Source organism: Streptomyces broussonetiae, from assembly GCF_009796285.1.
Classification (GTDB): Bacteria; Actinomycetota; Actinomycetes; order Streptomycetales; family Streptomycetaceae; genus Streptomyces; species Streptomyces broussonetiae.
This window is the reverse complement of the sequence record NZ_CP047020.1, coordinates 4,068,843-4,088,642: the sequence shown is the minus strand read 5'-3', so window position 1 is coordinate 4,088,642 and position 19,800 is coordinate 4,068,843. Positions and strand designations below refer to the sequence as shown.

The 19,800-nt window shown below is 73.4% G+C and carries 16 protein-coding genes; 10 read left to right on the top strand and 6 right to left on the bottom strand.

Annotated features, from left to right (window positions below):
* Positions 1 to 40 precede the first annotated feature (40 nt).
* Complete coding sequence (locus GQF42_RS18855) at positions 41 to 796, bottom strand: TIGR03089 family protein (protein ID WP_158921442.1); 756 nt, start codon at positions 794 to 796, stop codon at positions 41 to 43.
* A 109-nt stretch (positions 797 to 905) separates the two neighbouring features.
* Here GQF42_RS18855 and GQF42_RS18850 point away from each other — a divergent pair, with 109 nt between their 5' ends.
* Complete coding sequence (locus GQF42_RS18850) at positions 906 to 2,258, top strand: peptidoglycan recognition protein family protein (protein WP_158921440.1); 1,353 nt, start codon at positions 906 to 908, stop codon at positions 2,256 to 2,258.
* Positions 2,259 to 2,471: 213 nt separating this feature from the next.
* Positions 2,472 to 3,554 (top strand): mannose-1-phosphate guanylyltransferase, encoded by a 1,083-nt coding sequence (gene manB / locus GQF42_RS18845; protein ID WP_158921438.1) that lies wholly within the window; start codon positions 2,472 to 2,474, stop codon positions 3,552 to 3,554.
* A 212-nt stretch (positions 3,555 to 3,766) separates the two neighbouring features.
* On the opposite strand, the gene GQF42_RS18840 is transcribed toward manB, so the two are convergent.
* From GQF42_RS18840 to GQF42_RS18825, 4 genes are all read right to left on the bottom strand, one after another.
* A complete protein-coding gene (locus GQF42_RS18840; RefSeq protein ID WP_199272719.1) occupies positions 3,767 to 4,789 on the bottom strand; it encodes a DNA-3-methyladenine glycosylase family protein in 1,023 nt (340 codons plus the stop codon).
* Between the two features lie 77 nt (positions 4,790 to 4,866).
* Positions 4,867 to 6,174 carry a coenzyme F420-0:L-glutamate ligase gene (locus GQF42_RS18835; protein WP_158921436.1) on the bottom strand — a complete coding sequence of 436 codons (1,308 nt, stop codon included), beginning with the start codon at positions 6,172 to 6,174 and terminating at the stop codon, positions 4,867 to 4,869.
* Positions 6,171 to 7,130: a 2-phospho-L-lactate transferase gene (cofD, locus tag GQF42_RS18830; protein WP_158921434.1), complete on the bottom strand. Its 960-nt coding sequence runs from the start codon at positions 7,128 to 7,130 to the stop codon at positions 6,171 to 6,173. The genes GQF42_RS18835 and cofD overlap by 4 nt, the downstream gene beginning before the upstream one ends.
* A 93-nt stretch (positions 7,131 to 7,223) precedes the next feature.
* The gene (locus tag GQF42_RS18825; RefSeq protein WP_158921432.1) at positions 7,224 to 7,766 is read right to left on the bottom strand and encodes a cysteine dioxygenase; all 543 of its coding nucleotides are present in this window, start codon (positions 7,764 to 7,766) and stop codon (positions 7,224 to 7,226) included.
* A 614-nt stretch (positions 7,767 to 8,380) separates the two neighbouring features.
* On the opposite strand from GQF42_RS18825, the gene GQF42_RS18820 reads away from it, so the two are divergent.
* The 3 genes from GQF42_RS18820 to GQF42_RS18810 all read left to right on the top strand — a co-directional run bounded on the left by GQF42_RS18820 (position 8,381) and on the right by GQF42_RS18810 (position 14,025).
* The gene (locus tag GQF42_RS18820) at positions 8,381 to 8,644 is read left to right on the top strand and encodes a WhiB family transcriptional regulator (RefSeq protein ID WP_003975777.1); all 264 of its coding nucleotides are present in this window, start codon (positions 8,381 to 8,383) and stop codon (positions 8,642 to 8,644) included.
* Between the two features lie 171 nt (positions 8,645 to 8,815).
* The gene (locus tag GQF42_RS18815) at positions 8,816 to 12,490 is read left to right on the top strand and encodes a glycosyltransferase family 2 protein (protein ID WP_158921430.1); all 3,675 of its coding nucleotides are present in this window, start codon (positions 8,816 to 8,818) and stop codon (positions 12,488 to 12,490) included.
* Complete coding sequence (locus tag GQF42_RS18810) at positions 12,487 to 14,025, top strand: DUF5719 family protein (RefSeq protein WP_158921428.1); 1,539 nt, start codon at positions 12,487 to 12,489, stop codon at positions 14,023 to 14,025. Before GQF42_RS18815 ends, GQF42_RS18810 begins: the two co-directional genes overlap by 4 nt.
* Before the next feature lie 78 nt (positions 14,026 to 14,103).
* Here GQF42_RS18810 and GQF42_RS18805 read toward each other — a convergent pair whose 3' ends face one another.
* Complete coding sequence (locus tag GQF42_RS18805) at positions 14,104 to 14,487, bottom strand: metallopeptidase family protein (protein ID WP_158921426.1); 384 nt, start codon at positions 14,485 to 14,487, stop codon at positions 14,104 to 14,106.
* A 483-nt stretch (positions 14,488 to 14,970) separates the two neighbouring features.
* Here GQF42_RS18805 and GQF42_RS18800 point away from each other — a divergent pair, with 483 nt between their 5' ends.
* The 5 genes from GQF42_RS18800 (at position 14,971) to manA (ending at position 19,699) form a co-directional block, all read left to right on the top strand.
* Positions 14,971 to 15,393 (top strand): DUF3499 domain-containing protein, encoded by a 423-nt coding sequence (locus tag GQF42_RS18800; protein WP_010034669.1) that lies wholly within the window; start codon positions 14,971 to 14,973, stop codon positions 15,391 to 15,393.
* Between the two features lie 125 nt (positions 15,394 to 15,518).
* Entirely contained in the window at positions 15,519 to 16,883 is a 1,365-nt protein-coding gene (locus GQF42_RS18795) for a phosphomannomutase/phosphoglucomutase (RefSeq protein WP_158921424.1), read from the top strand.
* A gap of 160 nt (positions 16,884 to 17,043) precedes the next feature.
* Positions 17,044 to 17,214 (top strand): Trm112 family protein, encoded by a 171-nt coding sequence (locus GQF42_RS18790; RefSeq protein ID WP_158921422.1) that lies wholly within the window; start codon positions 17,044 to 17,046, stop codon positions 17,212 to 17,214.
* Between the two features lie 119 nt (positions 17,215 to 17,333).
* On the top strand, positions 17,334 to 18,461 hold the full coding sequence (locus GQF42_RS18785) for an SIS domain-containing protein (RefSeq protein WP_158921420.1): 1,128 nt from the start codon (positions 17,334 to 17,336) through the stop codon (positions 18,459 to 18,461).
* A gap of 86 nt (positions 18,462 to 18,547) precedes the next feature.
* Positions 18,548 to 19,699, top strand: coding sequence for a mannose-6-phosphate isomerase, class I (manA, locus tag GQF42_RS18780; protein ID WP_158921418.1), 1,152 nt, complete (start codon positions 18,548 to 18,550; stop codon positions 19,697 to 19,699).
* Positions 19,700 to 19,800 lie beyond the last annotated feature (101 nt).

Here is a 19,800-nt window from a genome sequence, read left to right as displayed (position 1 = left end):
ACCGGGGGGAGGACCGAGGAAGGGGGGGCGGCCCCGGGGCCTACCGCCGAACCGCGGTCACCCTCTCGCTCTCGATCCGCTGCGCGAGCCCCTCCTCACCCAGCCGGTCGAGGTTCCGGCAGAGCACCACGGACCCGCCGACGGCCAACGGCGAGAACAACCCGGCGCTGACCCCCTCCCACGTGTCGTACGACATCCCGGACAGCAGGCGCGAACCGGGCCCCGTCAGATCCAGTGCCGGCGCTTCGGCCAGGGCTCGCTCGACCACCTCGGCCGCGCTGAACTCCCGTCCGGCGACGATCAGCGCCGGCTCCTCGGGATCCACCGGTGCGAACGCCGCGAACCGGTCCCCCTGGCCCGGCACCTCGAGGGCGTAGTCCGCGAACCCCTCCGGCTGCTGCGGAAAACGCCCGCCCAGCGGCCGTAGCGCGAGAGCGATCCGCTCCCCCCGGCAGGCCCGCGCCGCGTCGAGCGCGTCCGGGCCGCTGACCACCACGTCGGCTGTCGCCGGATCCCCGCCGATGTCCGCGACCGCACCCACCGAGGAACAGGCCAGCAGCCACACCGCCGTCTGCCAGTGCGCGGGCAGCAGCAGGGTGACCCGGTCGCCGGGCTCGGCGGCGAGGTCGCCCTGGAGCAGGTTCGCCGTCTTGGCCACCCAATTGGCGAAGGTGGCCACGGACAGTTCGACGCGTTCGCCCGTCGCGTCGTCGTAGAAGGTCACCAGCGGGCGGCCGGGGTCCGCGGCGAGCGCGGAAGCCAGCAGGTCGGCAGGGGTGCGATCGGTGGCGTTCACCCGGGAAAGGGTACGCGGGCGGGCGCAGGCACCGCGTGCCCGTGCCACCGGTTCGGCGCAGCGGTGTCCGACGGTCCGTCAGATCACCGTTGGACAGGATTGTCTGACTATGTCAAAGATCATGCCCATGCGTGGATTCCTGACTTCCTCGATCGGTGTCACCTGCGCCGCGATGCTCGCGTTCCCGCTGCCCCTGCCGACGGTCACCGCGGTGGCCGCGACCGCCGAAACCACGGCCGCGGGCGGTACCCGCTCGCTGCCCCTCGTCCCCCTCTCCCAGGAGCGGGGCCTCGGCGCGCCCCCCGGGCTGGGCCTGTACCGGGCAAGCGGTGAGCGTTTCTCGCTGCTCGGGGTGGTGTGGGACGACCCCGGCACCGAACTGCACGGCCGGGTCCAGGTGCGCACCCGGTCGGCGGCCGAACGGACCTGGTCGGGCTGGCAGGACGTCGAGACGCAGGGCGCCGGCCACGGCCCCGACCCGGGTACGGCGGAGCGGACCGCACGACGGGTGCGCGGGGCGACCGCGCCGCTGTGGGTGGGGGCCTCGGACGGCGTGGACGTACGGGTCCGCGCCGAGAGCGCGGCCACGGCGCGCAGCCGTACGGCGGCCGGTCCGCGGGGGCCCCTGCCGTCCGGCCTGCGTGTGGAACTGGTCGACCCCGGGGGCGACGGCACGCCGCCCCCGGGTGCGCCGGCCGACCCGCCCCGCACCGGCCAGGACACGGACGCGCAGCGCACGGCCTCCGCCGCCAACAGCGACCTCACCGGCTTCGGCGCTCTGGAGATCCCGGAGCTGGACAGGCAGGCCACCGGGCAGGAACTCGCCCGGCTGCAGGGCCCGGTGCAGGGGCAGCCGTACATCGGTCCCCGCCCGCGGATCGTCACCCGCCGGGGCTGGGGCGCGGACGAGTCGCTGCGCGAACCCGGGTTCGGCTACACGAGGAACGTCAAGGCGGTGTTCCTGCACCACACGGGCTCGGGCAACCAGTACACCTGCGCCCAGGCCCCCTCCGTCATCCGCGGTATCTACCGCTACCACGTCACGAGCATGGGCTGGCGGGACATCGGCTACAACTTCCTCGTCGACAAGTGCGGAACCGTCTACGAGGGCCGGGCCGGGGGCGTGGCGAAGGCGGTCCTCGGCGCGCACACCCTCGGGTTCAACGGCGACAGCACGGGCATCGCCGTGATCGGCACTTACGAGACAACCAAGCCGCCCGGCGCGGTGGTCACGGCCCTCGCCCGGCTCACCGCGTGGAAGCTCGGGCTCTACGGGGGCGATCCGAGCGGAAGGACATATCTCACGTCGGGTGGTGGCAACCTCTATCCCCAGGGTAAGAACGTACGACTGAACGTGATCTCCGGCCATCGGGACGGGTTCGCCACCGAGTGCCCCGGCGCGTTGCTCTACGCCGGTCTCGGTAGGGCCCGTTCCCGTGCGGCGCGCTACCAGGGGCGCTGAATGCCCCGTTCTGGGCGTGCCGGCGGGGGCGCGCGTTCACCGCCGTCGGCGGGGGCTCGCCGGTCTCACACCGTTCTATTACCGATCTCGTGGCAAACTACGGGGTCGTCAAGGGCGCCGTCGCTACGGTCTGCATACACTGACCGGCCGAAACCGAAACGAGTAGAACGAGTAGTTCGACCGGTCCCGGCAGGAAGAAAGCAGAGACGACAGGTGACAGAAGCGATCCTCCTGGTCGGTGGCAAGGGCACCCGGCTGCGTCCGCTCACGGTGCACACGCCCAAGCCCATGGTCCCGGCCGCCGGGGTGCCGTTCCTCACGCACCAGCTGGCACGGGCCAAGGCGGCAGGCGTGGACCACATCGTCCTCGCCACCAGCTATCTGGCCGAGGTCTTCGAGCCGTACTTCGGTGACGGCTCCGCCCTCGGCCTGACCATCGAGTACGTCACGGAGGAGGAGCCTCTCGGCACCGGCGGCGCGATCCGCAACGTCGCCTCGCGGCTGCACTCGGGCCCCGACGAACCGGTCCTGATCTTCAACGGTGACATCCTCACCGGCCTGGACATCAAGGCGCTGGTGGACACCCACGAGTCGACGGGCGCGGACGTCTCGCTGCACCTGACGAAGGTGACGGACCCGCGCGCCTACGGCCTGGTCCCGACCGACGAGACGGGCAGGGTGCTGGCCTTCCTGGAGAAGCCGCAGACGCCCGAGGAGATCGTCACCGACCAGATCAACGCGGGAGCCTACGTCTTCCGCCGCTCGGTCATCGACGCGATCCCGCTGGGCCGCCCGGTGTCCGTGGAACGCGAGACGTTCCCCGACCTCCTGGCCGCCGGTGCCCACCTGCAGGGCATGGTCGACTCCACGTACTGGCTGGACCTCGGCACCCCCGCGGCCTTCGTGCGCGGTTCGGCCGACCTGGTCCTGGGCCGCGCCCCGTCCCCGGCCGTCCCCGGCCGCTGCGGGGACCGCCTGGTCCTGCCGACGGCCACGGTGGCGGCGGACGCCAAGCTGACGGGCGGCACGGTGGTGGGCGAGGGCGCGTTCGTCGCCGAGGGAGCACGGATCTCCGGCTCGACGATCCTCCCGGGCGCCGTCATCGAGCCCGGCGCGGTGATCACCGATTCCCTGATCGGCACGCGGGCCCGCGTCGGCGAACGCTCCGTCCTCACCGGCACGGTCGTCGGCGACGGCGCGGTCGTCGGCCCCGACAACGAGCTGCGCGAGGGCGTACGGGTGTGGTGCGACGCCCACATCCCTGCGGGGTCGCTCCGCTTCTCCTCGGACCAGTAGCCGTACGGGTGGTTCCGGGGACCGCAGCCCGTGGAGGCTGCGCCCCCGGAACCCCATCGAGTACGGGACGGTCTGCGCCGAGTACAGGGCGGTGTCCGCCGAGTACGGCGGGGCGGTGTCAGCCCCGATGCCGCCGTTCGGGCCTGTCGTGCGTTCCGGCCCGGCGTGGCTCGTCGCGCCGTTCCTCGTGCCCGGTGCCCCTGCGGGCCGTCTCACAGCAGGCCGATGTCCACCCGGGGCATCTTCGGCGTCCGCCGGGCCGGCACCTGACCGCTCAGCAGGACCAGCCGGGCCGCCCGATGCCGCTGTCCGGCATACGGCTCGAGCAGGCGCAGCATCACCGCATCGTCGGCATCCCGGTCCCCCGCCAGCGCCCACCCGACGATCCGCGGCAGATGCAGGTCCCCGACCGTCACCGCGTCCGCCGCCCCATGGCTGCGCTGCACCACCTCCGCCGAGGTCCACGGCCCGATCCCCGGTACGACCTCCAGCCGCGCCTGCGCCTCGTCCGCCGGCATCTCCACCGCCTGCTCCAGCCGCGCGGCGACCCGCACGGCCCGCAGGACCGTGGCCGCCCGTTTGTCGTCGACCCCGGCCCGGTGCCACTCCCAGGAGGGAATCAGCGCCCAGGTCCGCGGCGCGGGCATCACCCACATCGGCCGCTCGGACGTCCCGGCGGGACCCGGCGCCGGCTCCCCGAACCTGCGCACCAGCAGCCGCCAGGCCCGGTACGCCTCCTCGGTCGTGACCTTCTGCTCCAGTACCGACGGGATCAACGACTCCAGCACCAGCCCGGTCCGCGTCAGCCGCAGCCCCGGCCGCCGGTGCCGCGCCAGCGCCACCAGCCGGTGCCGGGGCACGAACGCCTCCGGATCGTCGGCCGCGCCGAGCAGCTCGGGCAGCCCGTCCAGCAGCCACTGCGCGCCCGGCCCCCAGGCCTCGCCGAGCACCTCACCGCCGTACGCGCGCACCCGCAGCGTGCCCGGCCCGGCCGGCGTACGGCTGGCCCGCCACACGGATCCGTCCGGGGTGGCCCGGAAGGTGGGATCGGCGGGCCCGCGCCGCAGCGGTCCGAGCACCAGGGCGAGATCGAGCGGCCCCTGCGGCGTCCACCGCCGTACCCGTGCGGGCTCCGCCGCCTGCCGCGGTATCCCCGGGGCCCCGCGTGCGGGCACACCGGCATGGCCGCCGCGCACGGTCGTACGCGTGGGCCGCTGAGCGAATCGTCCTGCCACGGGTGAGGTCCTGGGGAGCGGGTGCAGTCCTACGAGACTAGGCGCTTGTACGAGGGTTGCGGCGGCGTACGCCGAACTCAGCGCACCTCGATGAACGCCCCCGCGTCCCGCTCCGGCCGCGGTCTCGGCTCCTCGGCCGGGTGGCCGACGGCCACCGCGCCCATGGGATCCCAGTGCGCCGGCAGCGCGAGCGTCTCGCGCACGACGTCCGCGCAGAACATCGTGGACGACACCCACGCCGAACCCAGCCGCTCCCCGGCGAGCGCGACGAGGAGGTTCTGCACGCCCGCGCCCATCGCGACGACGAACATCTCCCGCTCGGCGCCGTCCCGCCGTGCGTCCCCGTAGTGGTGCGAGCCGTCCATGACCAGGCAGGGGACGACCAGGTAGGGCGCGTTGCGCAGCACGTCCCCGCGGCGCACCCGCCTGGCGACGGACTCCTCGCTCCTGCCGTCCCGGCGCAGGTCGGCGATCCAGGCGTCCCGCATCGCGTCCAGCAGCCGTGTCCGCGACTCCTGCGACTCCAGCAGCACGAACCGCCAGGGCGTGGTGTGGTGCGGGGCCGGTGCGGTCACCGCCGCCGCCACCGCGCGCCGCACCGCACCGGGGTCCACCGGTTCGTCGGTGAAGGCCCGGACCGTGCGCCGCTGGGTGACCGCCTCGCGGACCGCCTCGGAGGTGCCGAGCCGGAACATGTCGTCCCGCGGGGTGCGCACCAGCGCCCCCGCGCCCTCGGCGTCGTCCCCCTCCAGCACGTGCGGCAGCCCGCGTACGAGGGCGACCGGCCGCCCGGCCGCCTTGCCCTTGACCAGGTCGCCCGCGGCGGCCAGCTCGTCCGCCGTGGCCACGACCGTCGCGCTGAGCGGATTGCCGTACGCGTCCGTGCCGCCGCGCAGATCGTCCAGCACGCGCACGCCCGCGGCGCCGACCGCCACGTCGGTGAGCCCCGAGCGCCAGGGCCGCCCGAAGGTGTCGGTGACGACCACGCCCACGTCGACGCCGAGGGCGGCGCGCAGGCCGTCGCGGATCGCGCGCGCGGACGCGTCCGGGTCCTCGGGCAGCAACAGCACGGTGCCCGCCGGGGTGTTGGAGGCGTCGACACCGGCGGCGGCCATGACCAGGCCCTGCCGGTTCTCGACGATGCGGAGGGTGCCGCGGCGGGCCACCACCCGGACCGTCTCGGCGTCGATCGCCGCCTCCCGGTCGTCCGCCCGGACGACCCGGCCCTCGGCCTTGGAGACGATCTTGGAGGTGACCAGCAGGACGTCCCCGTCGGCCAGGCCCGGCTCCGCGGCGGCGATCAGCTTGGCGAGGTCGTCGCCCGGCTGCACCTCGGGGATGCCGGACAGGGCCCGGACCGTGTACTCCGGGCGGCCCTCGGTCATACCGCCCGCACCTCCTCGGCCAGTGCCAGCGCCTCGCGCGCCATCTGCGCGGCGGCGTCGACGTCGGTCATCATCAGCGGCACGGCCCGGCAGCGGATGCCGTCGGCCTCGACCCGCCCGACGGCGGCCTCGTCCACGGTGTCGACCAGCCAGCCGTCCAGCAGGCCGGAGCCGTAGTGCTCGGCGACCGCGGCGGCCGTGGACTCCACGCCGACCGCGGCGAGCACCTTGTCCGCCATCCCGCGCACGGGCGCGTCCCCGACGATGGGGGACAGGCCGATCACCGGCACGCCCGCGTCCGCGATGGCCTCACGGACGCCGGGCACGGCGAGGATGGTGCCGATGGACACGATCGGGTTGGACGGCGGGAAGAGGATGACGTCCGCCGCGGCGATGGCCTCGAGGACGCCGGGGGCCGGCTTGGCCTGCTCGGCGCCGACGGGCACGATCGCCTCCGCGGGGACCTCGGCGCGCAGCCGTACCCAGTACTCCTGGAAATGGACCGCCCTGCGCTCGCCGTCCACCTCGACGGCCACATGCGTCTCCACGCGGTCGTCGGACATGGGGATCAGCTTCACGCCCGGCTGCCAGCGCTCGCACAGCGCCTCGGTGACCGCGCTGAGCGGATAGCCCGCGCCGAGCATCTGCGTCCGCACGATGTGCGTGGCGAAGTCCCGGTCGCCGAGACCGAACCACTCCGGCCCGACCCCGTAGGCCGCCAGCTCCTCCTTGACACGGAACGTCTCGTCCGTCCGCCCCCAGCCCTGCTCCTCGTTGATGCCGCCACCCAGCGTGTACATCACCGTGTCGAGGTCCGGACAGACCTTCAGCCCGAAGAGGTGGATGTCGTCGCCGGTGTTGCCGATCACCGTGATGTCCGCGTCCGGCACGGCCCGCTTCAGACCGCGCAGGAAACGGGCACCGCCGATGCCGCCTGCCAGAACCACAATGCGCATGGGCCCAAGTCTTGCAGGCGGGTACGACAACGCGTCAGGCAGTCGCCGGACGTGCGACGGTCGGGTTTCGGGCAGGTCGGGCAGGCGTGCGGTTCAGGCGGTGACCGGGCGCGGCTCGCTGGGTGCCTCGCAGTGGGGAGAGGTGGAGGTCTCCCCGGCCGAACGAAGCCGAGACTGGGGGAGCATGGGCATCTCGGTCAGGCCCGGGTAGTAGACGTGCAGGGTGACCGCCGGTTCGAGCGTGTCGTTGACGACCTCGTGGACGTACCCCGGCGCGAACACCCGCTGTGCGCCCGACGCCAACGCGCGCGTGCCGCGCTCGGTGCGTTCGGTGAGGGCGCCCTCCAGGACGGTGAGGACACCGGAGGAGCGGCCGTGGTCGTGCAGTCCGCTGCCCTGTCCGGGCACCCAGGACAGCAGCCACACCTCGTAGCCGGGGCCGGTGCGCAGCCGGTGGTACCAACGGGTCGTCGCGTCGTAGCGGACCAGATGTGCCCACTGGGAGCGGTCGGCGGCGATCGCGCGGGCGAGGCCCACGAACTCGGCAACCGTGGCCGGGTGCTCGCGCGGCGGCTGGAGCAGGTGCGGGACTTCGAGGATGTCGCCGGCGATCTGGAGATCGTTGTCGCTGTTCATGGGGTGCGCTGGTTCCTCAGTGAAAGAAGGCCAGAGGGAACGGAAGAACGGGGACCGCGTCGCAGGGGGACACGGCCTGCAGCCGGAGCGAGGTGTGGCTCAACAGCTGGAACAGCAACAACAGCTACAGCACACCCGGGCAGCACCGAGGGACCCGGCGGTGCGGGTCGAGGTGGGAGCCGAATGCGCGAGCATGCCCACCAGCACAGCGGCTCACACCTGTGCTGTCAACTCGGCGCCCGATATGTGGGACGCGTTTCACCTCATCCGGTTCTTCTGTCAGGTGAAAGGTTTGTTCACCCGGGCCTCCGGACACATGCGGCACAACCGAGCGCTCAAGCCTCGTTGCAACGCGATCGAACACGGAGCCGTCCTTCTTCGTACAGAGGGGGTACGGGTTCGACCGCCCCCTCGGGCCTCGGCCGCGTGTCAAGGTTTATGGCGATTTGAACACTTTCCGCATGGCCTTGGTTCCGCAGAGTGAATAACGGGCTCAATAGCAGATCTCGGCTTGACTCGCCCGGAGCAGCACACTTGTAATTTCACTCGTGTCGTTCAGCCGAAATCGGTAGCGGCTGACGCACGGGGACGCGAAAGACAGACGAGGGGCGCACATGACCGAGCTGGTGCAGCAACTGCTGGTCGACGACGCGGACGAGGAACTCGGCTGGCAGGAGCGCGCGCTGTGCGCCCAGACCGACCCCGAGTCCTTCTTCCCCGAGAAGGGCGGCTCCACCAGAGAGGCGAAGAAGGTCTGCCTCGCCTGCGAGGTCCGCTCCGAATGCCTCGAGTACGCCCTCGCCAACGACGAGCGCTTCGGCATCTGGGGCGGCCTGTCCGAGCGGGAACGCCGTCGCCTGAAGAAGGCCGCCGTCTGACCGCACATCCACACCAAATCGTCACGAACGGCCCGTCGCTCATGGGTTATCCACAGGCGGCGGGCCGTCGACATGGGCAGCCGATAGTGTGGGCGCTCGTCCGAGACGCCCCGCTGTCCCCGCACGGCACGGGTGTCCACCGCAGTCCATCGAACCGGGGCCCGTACCTCGATGTCCGTGCACAGCCATACGGCAGCCCAAGACCCGGCTGCCACGCCCGAGTTCCCGCGCCATGTCGTCACCGCGGTCCTCGTCGCCCACGACGGCGCCCGCTGGCTGCCCGACGCCCTCGCCGGGCTGCTCGGCCAGGAGCGTCCGGTCCAGCACGCGGTCGCGGCCGACACCGGCAGCGCGGACGACTCCGCCCGGCTGCTCACCGAAGCCCTCGGCGAGGGCAACGTCCTGCACCTCGCCCGCCGCACCGGCTTCGGCCAGGGCGTGGAGGAGGCGAGCCGCACCGCTCCGGTCCTCACCCCGGAGGAGCTGCCGTACCTCAAACGCCCCAGCGGCTGGGACCCGGTCACCCGCTCCTGGCGCGACGACGCCTACGACCTGCCCGAACTCCCGCACGGGGAGCCGGTCCAGTGGCTCTGGCTGCTGCACGACGACTGCGCCCCCGAACCCGATGCCCTCGCCCAGCTGCTGCGGGTCGTCGAGACCGAACTCGAGCTGGGCCGTGACGACGTGGCGGTCGTCGGCCCCAAACTGCGCGGCTGGTACGACCGCCGGCAGCTGCTCGAGGTCGGCGTCTCCATCGCCAACTCCGGCCGCCGCTGGACCGGCCTGGACCGCCGCGAACAGGACCAGGGCCAGCACGACCACGTGCGCACCGTGCTGTCGGTGTCCAGCGCCGGCATGCTCATCCGGCGCGACGTCTTCGAACAGCTCGGCGGCTTCGACCGCAGACTGCCCCTCATGCGCGACGACGTCGACCTGTGCTGGCGCGCCCACGCCGCCGGCCACCGCGTCCTCGTCGCCCCCGAAGCCGTCGTACGGCACGCCGAGGCCGCCTCCCGCGAGCGCCGCGCCGTCGACTGTGCGGGCCGCACCGCCGCCTCCCCGCACAAGGTCGACAAGGCCGGTGCCGTCTACACCCTCCTCGCCAACACCCGCGGCGCCGCGCTGCCCTGGGTGCTGCTGCGACTGGTCCTCGGCACGGTCCTGCGGACCGTCGCCTATCTGGTCGGCAAGGTCCCGGGCCAGGCCGTCGACGAGATCCGCGGCCTGCTGAGCACCCTGCTGCGCCCCGAGCGGATCATCGCCGCCCGGCGCCGCCGCGGCCCCTCGCAGATCGACAAGGGCGAACTGCGCCAGCTCCTGCCCCCGCCCGGCGCCACCGTCCGGGCCACCGTCGAGCAGATCGCGGGCAATTTCTCCGGCGGCTCCGACCCCGACACCTCCTCCGCCGGCCGGCACGGCGGCGCCGTGGAGTCCGGGCCCGGCGGCGACGACGCCGAGTTCCTGGAGGTCGAGCAGTTCGCCCGGCTCAAGCGGATCGCCCGCAGGCCCGGCCCGGTGCTCTTCCTCGCGCTGCTGCTCATCTCCCTGGTCGCCTGCCGCGCCCTGCTCGGCAGCGGCGCACTCACCGGCGGCGCCCTGCTGCCCGCCCCGGCCGGCGCCGGGGAGCTGTGGTCCCGCTTCGCCGACGCCTGGCATCCGGTGGGCGCGGGCGGCACCCCGTCCGCACCGCCCTACCTCGCGATCGTCGCGATGCTCGCCACGATCCTGTTCGGCTCCACCGGACTCGCGGTCACCGTCCTGCTGGTCGCCTCGGTGCCGCTCGCCGGGTGCACCGCCTACTTCGCCTCCCGGCCGCTCGTCGCCTCCCGGCTGCTGCGCGCGTGGGCGGCCATCGCCTACGCCTTCCTGCCCGCCACCACCGGCGCCCTGGCCGGCGGCCGTATCGGCACCGCCGTCCTCGCCGTACTGCTGCCGCTCATCGCGCGCGCGGGCATCGCCGCCAGCGGCCTCGCGAACCGCTCCGGCGCTCGCGGCAGTTGGCGCGCCACCTGGGCGTACGCGCTGCTGCTGACCATCACCACCGCCTTCACGCCGATCGTCTGGCCCCTGGCGCTGCTTCTCGGCCTCGGAGTGCTGGTCCTGCGCCGCGGCGACCTCGTCGCCCACTCCTTGCGCTTCCTCGCCCAGCTCGGCACCCCGCTGCTGCTCCTCGCCCCCTGGTCGCTGACCCTCCTCCCGACCGGCTTCTTCAAGGAAGCCGGCCTGGACTACGGCCCCTCGACCGCCTCCGCGCTCGACCTGCTCGGCGCCAGCCCCGGCGGCGCGGGCACCGTGCACGGGCTGATGCTCATCGGCATCGTCCTCGCCGCCCTCGCCGCGCTCCTGCGCTCCGAGCGCCAACTGGGCATCCGCACGGCCTGGGCCGTCGCCCTCGTCGGCCTCGTCCTCGCCGTCCTGTCCAACCGGTCCGCCTGGGCCGGACCGGCCACCCTCGTCTACGGCATCGCCCTGCTGTCAGCCGCCGCGCTCGGCGCCGACGGCGCACGCGCGCGCGTGGCCGAGCAGAGCTTCGGCTGGCGCCAGCCCGTCGCCGCCCTGATCGCCTTCGCCTCCGCCGCCGGACCCGTGCTCATCGCCGCCGGCTGGATGATCGGCGGCGCCGACGGCCCCCTCAAGCGCCACGACCCCACCCAGGTGCCCGCGTTCGTCGCCGAGGACTCCAGCACCGGCGACCAGGCCCGCACCCTGATCCTCGACAGCGACTCCACCGCGCGCGTGCGCTACACCCTGGTCCGCGGCTCCGGCGCTCGCATGGGCGACGCCGAACTCGGTGCCGCCGGCGCCGAGAACACCAGGCTGGACAAGGTCGTCGCCAACCTCGTCGCCGGCTCCGGTGCCGACCAGGCCGACCAGCTCGGTGGCTTCGCCGTGCGCTACGTCCTCGTCCACAAGGGCGCGCCCCGCGACTTCACCCGTGTCCTCGACGCCACCCCCGGCCTGTCCCGGCTCAGCCAGCAGGGCGGCAGCGCCCTGTGGCGCGTCGACCAGGAGGTCTCCCGCGCCGCCATCGTTCCCGCCGGCGGCTCGGGCACCGCCCAGTCGGTCAGCGCGGGACCGGTGGAGATCCACACGACCGTCCCGACCGGATCCGACGGCCGCGTGCTGCGCCTCGCCGACACCGCCTCCGCCGGCTGGACGGCCACCCTGGACGGCAAGCCGCTCACCCGCACCACGGTCGACGGCTGGGCCCAGGGCTTCCAACTGCCCGCCTCCGGCGGTCGGCTGGACGTCACCTACGACGATCCGTTCACCCACACCGCGTGGCTGTGGGCCCAGGGCGCGCTCGCCGTCGTCCTGGTCGTCCTCGCCCTGCCCGGCCGCCGCCGTGACGTCGACGACGACCTGCCCGAGGAGCAGCCGCTGCCCGCCCAGGCCGGCCCGGGCGAGGGCCGCCGCGCCCGCCGCCTGCGTGCCCAGGCCGAGGAGCAGGCCGCAGACCAGCAGCAGGAGCAGGGGCAGGCCGGCGCGCCCGAGATGCCGCAGGAGCCCCCGGCCGCCGCCGTACCCCACCAGCAGCCCTACGGCGACTGGGACCAGGCCACCTACGCGAACGCCGGATACACCGGCTACGGCACCGACCAGTTCCAGCACGGCGGGCAGTACCAGACCCCCGGCTACGACCAGCAGGCCTACGCCCACGACCCGTACCAGACGGGCCAGTACGACCCGTACGCCTACGGCGGTACGGCCGACCAGATGCCCTACGACCCGACGGGCTACCAGCAGGGCTACGACCCGGCGTACGACCCCGCCCAGCAGGGCTACGACCCGGCCCAGCACCCCCACGGCACCGGCAGCGAGCGCCCCGACGGGAGCCAGCAGTGAACCGCACCACCCTGTCCCTGATCGCAGGCACCACAGCGGTGGCCGCCATCACCGCGTTCGCCGCGCTTGAGGGCCCGGCCGCGTCCGGCGCCGCCCCCAAGGCGGCCGCCAACCTCCCCGTGGAGCGCACGAGCCTGCTGTGCCCGGCGCCTAGCATCTCGGACATAGCCGACACGTCGTACACCTCGTTCACGCCCGTCACCGAGGGCACCACGAGCAGCGGCACGGCCCAACTCCAGGCGGCTGCCGAGCAGTCGGCGGACGGTACGGGCAACTCCCAGACGGGCGGTTCCCAGACGGGCAAGGGCGCGAAGGGAGCCAAGGGCGCAAAGAAGACCGCGGGCCAGCCGGTGCTCACCCCCAAAGCGCCCGGCACCCCGGCCACCGGTGACACCTCCGGCTCCGACGGGCCCGCGCTCATCGGCACCGCCGACGGCAGGTACGCGCCCGGCTGGACGCTCCAGGAGACCACCGAGGTCGCCGCCGGCACCGGCCGCGGCCTGCAGGGCGTCAACTGCAGCGCCGCGGATTCCGAGTTCTGGTTCCCGGGCGCCAGCACGTCCGCCGACCGCACCGACTACGTGCACCTGACCAACCCCGACGACTCCGCCGCCGTCGTCGACATCGAGCTGTACGGCAAGGACGGCGCGATCAAGTCCCCGCTCGGCGAGAACCTCACCGTCCCGCCGCACGCGAGCAAGCCGATCCTGCTCTCCACGCTCACCGACGAACGACAGGCCGACCTGACCGTGCACGTCAGCGTGCGCAGCGGCCGGCTCGGCGCGGCCGTCCAGGCCCTGGACGCCAAGGTGGGCGGCGACTGGCTGGCCCCGGCCGCCGACCCGGCCCCCAGCCTCGTCCTGCCCGGCATCCCCAAGGACGCCACCGACGTCCGGCTGATCGCCTTCACCCCCGGCGGCGACGACGCCGACCTGAAGGTCCGCCTGGCCTCGCCCGACGGCCTGATCACCCCGGCCGGCAACGAGACCCTGCACGTGAAGTCCGGCATGACGACCACGGCCGACCTCGGCGCGGTCACCCGTGGCGAGGCGGGCTCCCTGGTGCTGACCCCCACGGACCAGTCGGTCCCGGTCGTGGCGGCGCTCCAGGTGCTGCGCGGCAAGGGCGACAAGCAGGAGACGGCCTTCATCCCGGCCACCGCCCCCGTCGGCACGCGCGCGACGTCGGCCGACAACAGTGCCAAGGGCAGCACCCTCGCCCTGACCGCGCCCACCGCCACGGCCACGGTCAAGGTCACCGCCTCGGCGGGCAGCGAGGGCGGCACGGCGGCGACGAAGACGTACACGATCAAGTCCGGTACGACCCAGGACGTCGACGCCCCCGTGCCCTCCGGCCTCCAGGGCACCTACGCACTCACCGTCGAGACCACCTCGGGCGGCCCGGTCTACGCCTCCCGCACGCTGGCGGCCACCGAGGGGGGAGTGCCCGGTTTCACGATCCAGACCCTCCCGAACGACCGGGGGATGGTGGCCGTGCCGCGGACGACGCAGGACTTCTCGGTGGTGCAGAAGTAGGACCGCGACCACGGGCAGAGCGGGGGAGCGGGCGGATCGGTCCGCTGCCCCGCCCCGTCCCGCCCGGTCGCTGGTCCGTCAGTCCTCCCCGTACCGCGGATCCACGGTCTCCGGAGTCAGCCCCAGCAGCTCGGCCACCTGCTCCACGACCACCTCGTGCACCAGCGCGGCCCGCTCGTCCCGCCCCTTCGTCCGGATCTCCACCGGCCGCCGGTAGACGACGACCCGCGCCCGCCGTCCGTCCCGCGCGGGAACGACCCCGCCCAGCGGCACGGCCTCGTCGCTCCACACCTGATCGCCCCGCCCCTCCAGGCGAGGCACCTCCAGCACGAGGAAATCGATGTCGGCGAGCTGCGGCCAGCGCCGCTCAAGACGCTCCACGGAGTCCTGCACCAGGTCCGCGAACACATCGGCACGGCTGGCCGCGAGCGGCACCTGCGGCGGTGCGATCGGTCCTCGCATGCCCCGCCCGTGGCGATCACGTCGACGGGGCCCGGGGCCGGTGGCACGGGGCGGTACACGGTTGTCCATCACCGGTGAAGCGTAGTCCCCGCCCGTTCCCCCCGCCCGGCTCCACACGACACCGGACACCGGCCTCCGCGGCGGCAGCGCCTCCCCCACCGCAAACGCCTCCCCGCGACCCCGCCGTTCGGCTCCTGCCCCTCGGCCCCCTGTGCCGATCGGCCCGCCGCCGATCGGCCCATCCGCCCCTCCTGGCCGGAACCCACCTCATCTGTCACAGGATGACCGTTCCAGCCAACGTCTGGCTCGTTTCCATATCCCTCCAAGACCGCCGAACTCAAGGCAATTGACGGTGTTTGTACCGACTCATGACCGGATCCCGTCCCGCCCCGGATCCGCCGAGGATCCGTCCACGCAGGTCAACCGGGCCTCCCCGAAGGGGTGTGTGGGACGTTTCACAGCACGACACAGTGGAGTGACCTGGTGGAGAGTCGTCGCGGCCCGCTCAAGAGTGCGGTACCGTCCAACGTCGTGAGCCCTGTACGTCGCTGTTCGCGCACCGCCTGCGGCCGACCCGCCGTGGCGACGCTGACGTACGTCTACGCCGACTCGACCGCGGTCCTCGGCCCGCTCGCCACCTACGCCGAACCCCACTGCTACGACCTGTGCGCCGAGCACTCCGAGCGCCTCACCGCCCCGCGCGGCTGGGAGGTCGTACGCCTCCTGGACGGCTCGGCCCCAGCGCGCCCCAGCGGCGACGACCTCGAAGCCCTCGCCAACGCCGTGCGCGAGGCGGCCCGCCCTCAGGAGCGCGCCGCCGGGGCGGGCGGCGGAGGCCGCGCGGCGGACCCCATGGAGGTCGCCCGCCGCGGCCATCTCCGGGTGCTGCGCTCCCCGGACAACTGACCGACCCGCCCCGATCCGGCGGTCACGACGGTCACGGCTCAGTCCGCCCATGGTGTCCGCACACCACTCCCTTACCCCCGACGGGTAGTTTGTGGGCACCCATAGAACTTTCAGGAGGGTTGGCCGTGGCTGTTGATCTGTCGCAGATCGTGAAGGCGTACGACGTACGGGGAGTGGTCCCGGACCAGTGGGACGAGTCGCTGGCCGGGCTCTTCGGCGCCGCCTTCGCGGAGGTGACGGGAGCCACGGCGATCGTCGTCGGCCACGACATGCGGCCCTCGTCCCCGGGCCTGTCCCGCGCCTTCGCGCGCGGCGCGGCGGACCGCGGCGTGAACGTCACCGAGATCGGCCTGTGCTCCACGGACCAGCTGTACTACGCCTCGGGCGCGCTGGACCTGCCCGGCGCCATGTTCACCGCCTCCCACAACCCGGCCCAGTACAACGGCATCAAGCTGTGCCGCGCGGGCGCCGCCCCGGTCGGCCAGGACACCGGCCTGACGCAGATCCGCGAACTGGTCGAGCAGTGGCTGGAGTCGGGCCACCCCGAGCCGGTCGCCGAGCCGGGAACCCTGTCGTCGCGCGAGACGTTGGAGGATTACGCGACGCACCTGCGCTCCCTCGTCGACCTGACCTCCATCCGCCCCCTGAAGGTCGTGGTCGACGCCGGCAACGGCATGGGCGGCCACACGGTCCCCACGGTCTTCGCCGGCCTGCCCCTGACCCTCGTCCCGATGTACTTCGAGCTGGACGGCACCTTCCCGAACCACGAGGCCAACCCGCTCGACCCGGCCAACCTCGTGGACCTGCAGAAGCGGGTTCCCCAGGAGGGCGCCGACCTCGGCATCGCCTTCGACGGCGACGCCGACCGCTGCTTCGTCGTGGACGAGCACGGCGACCCGGTCTCCCCGTCCGCGGTCACCGCGCTGGTCGCCGTGCGCGAACTCGCCCGCAACGGCGGCAAGGGCACGATCATCCACAACCTGATCACCTCCCGCACGGTCCCGGAGGTCGTGAAGGAGAACGGCGGCACGCCGGTCCGCACCCGCGTCGGCCACTCCTTCATCAAGGCCGAGATGGCCCGCAGTGGCGCGATCTTCGGCGGTGAGCACTCCGCGCACTACTACTTCAAGGACTTCTGGAACGCCGACACGGGCATGCTGGCCGCCCTGCACGTCCTCGCGGCCCTGGGCGGCCAGGACGGCCCCCTCTCCGCGCTCGTGGCCCAGTACGACCGCTACGTCGGCTCCGGCGAGATCAACTCGACCGTCGCCGACCAGGCCGACCGCCTCGCCGCGATCCGTGCCGCGTACGAGAACCGCGCCGACGTCACCCTGGACGACCTCGACGGCCTCACGGTCGCCGCGGCCGACTGGTGGTTCAACGTCCGCCCCTCCAACACGGAGCCCCTCCTGCGCCTGAACGCCGAGGCGAAGGACGAGGCCACGATGGCAGAGATCAGGGACGAGGCCCTGGCGATCATCAGGGGCTGAGACCGGCTTCCCGCCCGGCCGCGACGGGTGGCCGGGCGAGAACGACGGGGTCCAGGGGGCAAAGCCCCCTGGGCGGTGCCCGTGGCCCGGCCCAGCCTGCCCAGCAGCGGTACGCTGACCAGCGGCCAAAGAAAACTCCGCCCTCGAAGGGAACCCCCTCATGCCGCTCGAAGCCGGCCTCCTGGAGATCCTCGCCTGCCCGGCCTGCCACGCCCCCCTCAAGGAGCAGGACACCGAGCTGGTCTGCACGGGCCAGGACTGCGGTCTCGCCTACCCGGTCCGCGACGACATCCCGGTCCTCCTCGTGGACGAGGCCCGCCGCCCCGAGTGACGAGGCCCATCCCCGCGTAGACCCCCTCGTAGCGAAAAGGCGCCCGCCGCGCAGCGAAGAGGCGCCCACCCCCCTGGAAAGGCTCCGCACAGGACGCCAGGCGACCGGAGGCTGCCGCCATGCTGGACGAATCGCTGCTCGATACCCCGGAGGGCCTCGCCGAGGCCGACCGCCGAGGCCTGCTGCGCGGTGCCGCCGAGGCCGGCGCCCGCGTCCGCACTGCCGTCCGGCATGCCACCGAGGCGGGCGTCGGCGACCTCAAGCCCGACGGCCGCCCCCGCGCCGTCCTGATCGCCGGCCCCGGCGCCGCCGCCACCCACACCGCCGACCTGATCGGCGCGCTGGCCGGCGTCGGCAGCCCCGTGGTCCGCCTGGCCCCGACCGGCGTCGCCCCGGCCGCCGGCGCCCTGCGCTGGGAACTGCCGGGCTGGACCGGTTCCGTGGACCTGCTCCTGATCGCCACCCCGGACGGCACCGAGCCCAGCCTCTCGCTCCTCGCCGACCAGGCCTACCGCCGCGGCTGCTCGGTCGTCGCCGTGGCACCGCCCGGCACCCCGCTCGCCGAGTCCGTCGCCGGCGCGCACGGCCTGTTCGTACCGATGGCAACAGCGCCGTACGACCAGGACGAACCGCTCGCCGCGTCCTCCCCCGGCGTCTTCTGGGCGCTGCTCACCCCGCTGCTGGCCCTGCTGGACCGCATCGGCCTGCTCAGCGCCCCGCCCGAGGCGCTCGAGAAGGTCGCCGACCGGCTGGACCACATCGCCGAGCGCTGCGGTCCCGCCATCGCGACGTACAGCAACCCGGCCAAGACCCTCGCCGCCGAACTCGCCGACGCGCTCCCGGTGGTGTGGACGGAAGGAACCTCGGCGGGCCCTGCCGGACGCCGTTTCGCCGCCGCCCTCGCTGAACTCTCCGGCCGCCCCGCGCTCGTCGCCGAACTGCCCGAGGCGCTCGCCGTGCACAGCGCCCTGCTGGCCGGACCGCTGGCCGCCAGCGCCGACCCCGACGACTTCTTCCGCGACCGCGTGGAGGAGGCCCCCGCGCTGCACGCGCGCGTGGTGCTGCTTCGCGACCGCCCGATCAGCGGCCTCACCGCCGCCCCGGCCGCCCGCGACCTGGCCCTCAGCCACGACACGCCGATCAGCGAGCTCGAACCGGAGGAGGGCGGCGATCTGGAGACGCTCGCGGAACTGATCGCCGTCACGGATTTCGCCGCCGTTTACCTGGCGCTCGCTTCGAGGGCCTGATCTGGCTACGGGCCGGAGTCCGCGCCCCTCACCGGTCGACGCCGACCGAGCAGCGTACGAACGACAGACAGAGAAGACACATACACATGGACCGCCTCGACAACACCGTCCGCCCCTACGCCTGGGGTTCCCCCACCGCCATCCCGCACCTCCTCGGCGTCGAGCCGACCGGTGAGCCACAGGCGGAGATGTGGATGGGCGCGCACCCGGGCGCCCCCTCGCGCACCGAGCGCGGGAGCCTCGTCGAGGTCATCGACGCGCACCCGGAGGCCGAGCTGGGCAAGGCGGCCGTGGCGAAGTTCGGCCCGCGCCTGCCCTTCCTGCTCAAGATCCTCGCCGCCGGCGCGCCCCTCTCCCTCCAGGTGCACCCCAACCTGGAACAGGCGAAGGAGGGTTACGAGGACGAGGAGCGCCGCGGCATCCCGGTCGACGCCCCGCACCGCAACTACAAGGACGCCAACCACAAGCCCGAACTGATCTGCGCGCTCACCGAGTTCGACGGCCTGTGCGGCTTCCGTGACCCGGTCCAGGCCGCCGACCTGCTCGCCGGACTCGGCGTCGACTCCCTCAAGCCGTACGTCGACCTGCTGCACGCCCACCCCGAGGACGCGGCCCTGCGCGAGGTCCTCACCGCGATCCTCAGCGCCGACCGCGACGAGATGGCCCGCGCGGTCGCCGAGGCCACCGCCGCCGCCACCCGCCTCGGCGGCGCCTACGCGCCCTACGCCGACATCGCCCACCACTACCCGGGCGACCCCGGCGTCATCGCGGCGATGCTGCTCAACCATGTCCGCCTGCAGCCCGGCGAGGCCCTCTTCCTCGGCGCCGGCATCCCGCACGCGTACCTGAACGGCCTCGGCGTCGAGATCATGGCCAACTCCGACAACGTGCTGCGCTGCGGGCTGACGCCCAAGCACGTCGACGTCCCCGAACTGCTGCGCATCGTCCGCTTCGAGGCGAGCGACCCGGGCGTGCTGCGCCCCGAGGCCTCCCCGGACGGCGAGGAGGTGTACGAGACGCCGATCGACGAGTTCCGCCTGTCCCGGTACGTCCTCCCCGAAGGCGCGGCGGCCCACGACCTCACCCTCGACACCCCGCAGATCCTGCTGTGCACGGCCGGTTCCGTCCGCGCGGGCGAGCACGAGCTGGACCCGGGCCGGTCGGTCTTCGTCCCGGCGGGCGAGAAGGCCGAGGTCTCCGGCGCGGGAACTGTCTTCCGTGCCACTGTGATCGTATGACCGGGGTTGTGGATACCTGACGCACCGGGGCCCGGCCGGGCTGCAAGAATGACCCATCGGCAAAGGCCGGGCAAAGCCGGGACCTGCCCGGACACGGCGGG

Excerpts from the sequence above, each read along its gene's own strand:
- GQF42_RS18805 (WP_158921426.1), bottom strand. The coding sequence starts at position 14,487 with ATGCGAGGACCGATCGCACCGCCGCAGGTGCCGCTCGCGGCCAGCCGT.
- GQF42_RS18835 (WP_158921436.1), bottom strand. The coding sequence starts at position 6,174 with ATGACCGAGGGCCGCCCGGAGTACACGGTCCGGGCCCTGTCCGGCATC.
- manA (WP_158921418.1), top strand. The coding sequence starts at position 18,548 with ATGGACCGCCTCGACAACACCGTCCGCCCCTACGCCTGGGGTTCCCCC.
- GQF42_RS18790 (WP_158921422.1), top strand. The coding sequence starts at position 17,044 with ATGCCGCTCGAAGCCGGCCTCCTGGAGATCCTCGCCTGCCCGGCCTGC.
- cofD (WP_158921434.1), bottom strand. The coding sequence starts at position 7,130 with ATGCGCATTGTGGTTCTGGCAGGCGGCATCGGCGGTGCCCGTTTCCTG.
- GQF42_RS18815 (WP_158921430.1), top strand. The coding sequence starts at position 8,816 with ATGTCCGTGCACAGCCATACGGCAGCCCAAGACCCGGCTGCCACGCCC.
- GQF42_RS18850 (WP_158921440.1), top strand. The coding sequence starts at position 906 with ATGTCAAAGATCATGCCCATGCGTGGATTCCTGACTTCCTCGATCGGT.
- GQF42_RS18785 (WP_158921420.1), top strand. The coding sequence starts at position 17,334 with ATGCTGGACGAATCGCTGCTCGATACCCCGGAGGGCCTCGCCGAGGCC.
- GQF42_RS18825 (WP_158921432.1), bottom strand. The coding sequence starts at position 7,766 with ATGAACAGCGACAACGATCTCCAGATCGCCGGCGACATCCTCGAAGTC.
- GQF42_RS18820 (WP_003975777.1), top strand. The coding sequence starts at position 8,381 with ATGACCGAGCTGGTGCAGCAACTGCTGGTCGACGACGCGGACGAGGAA.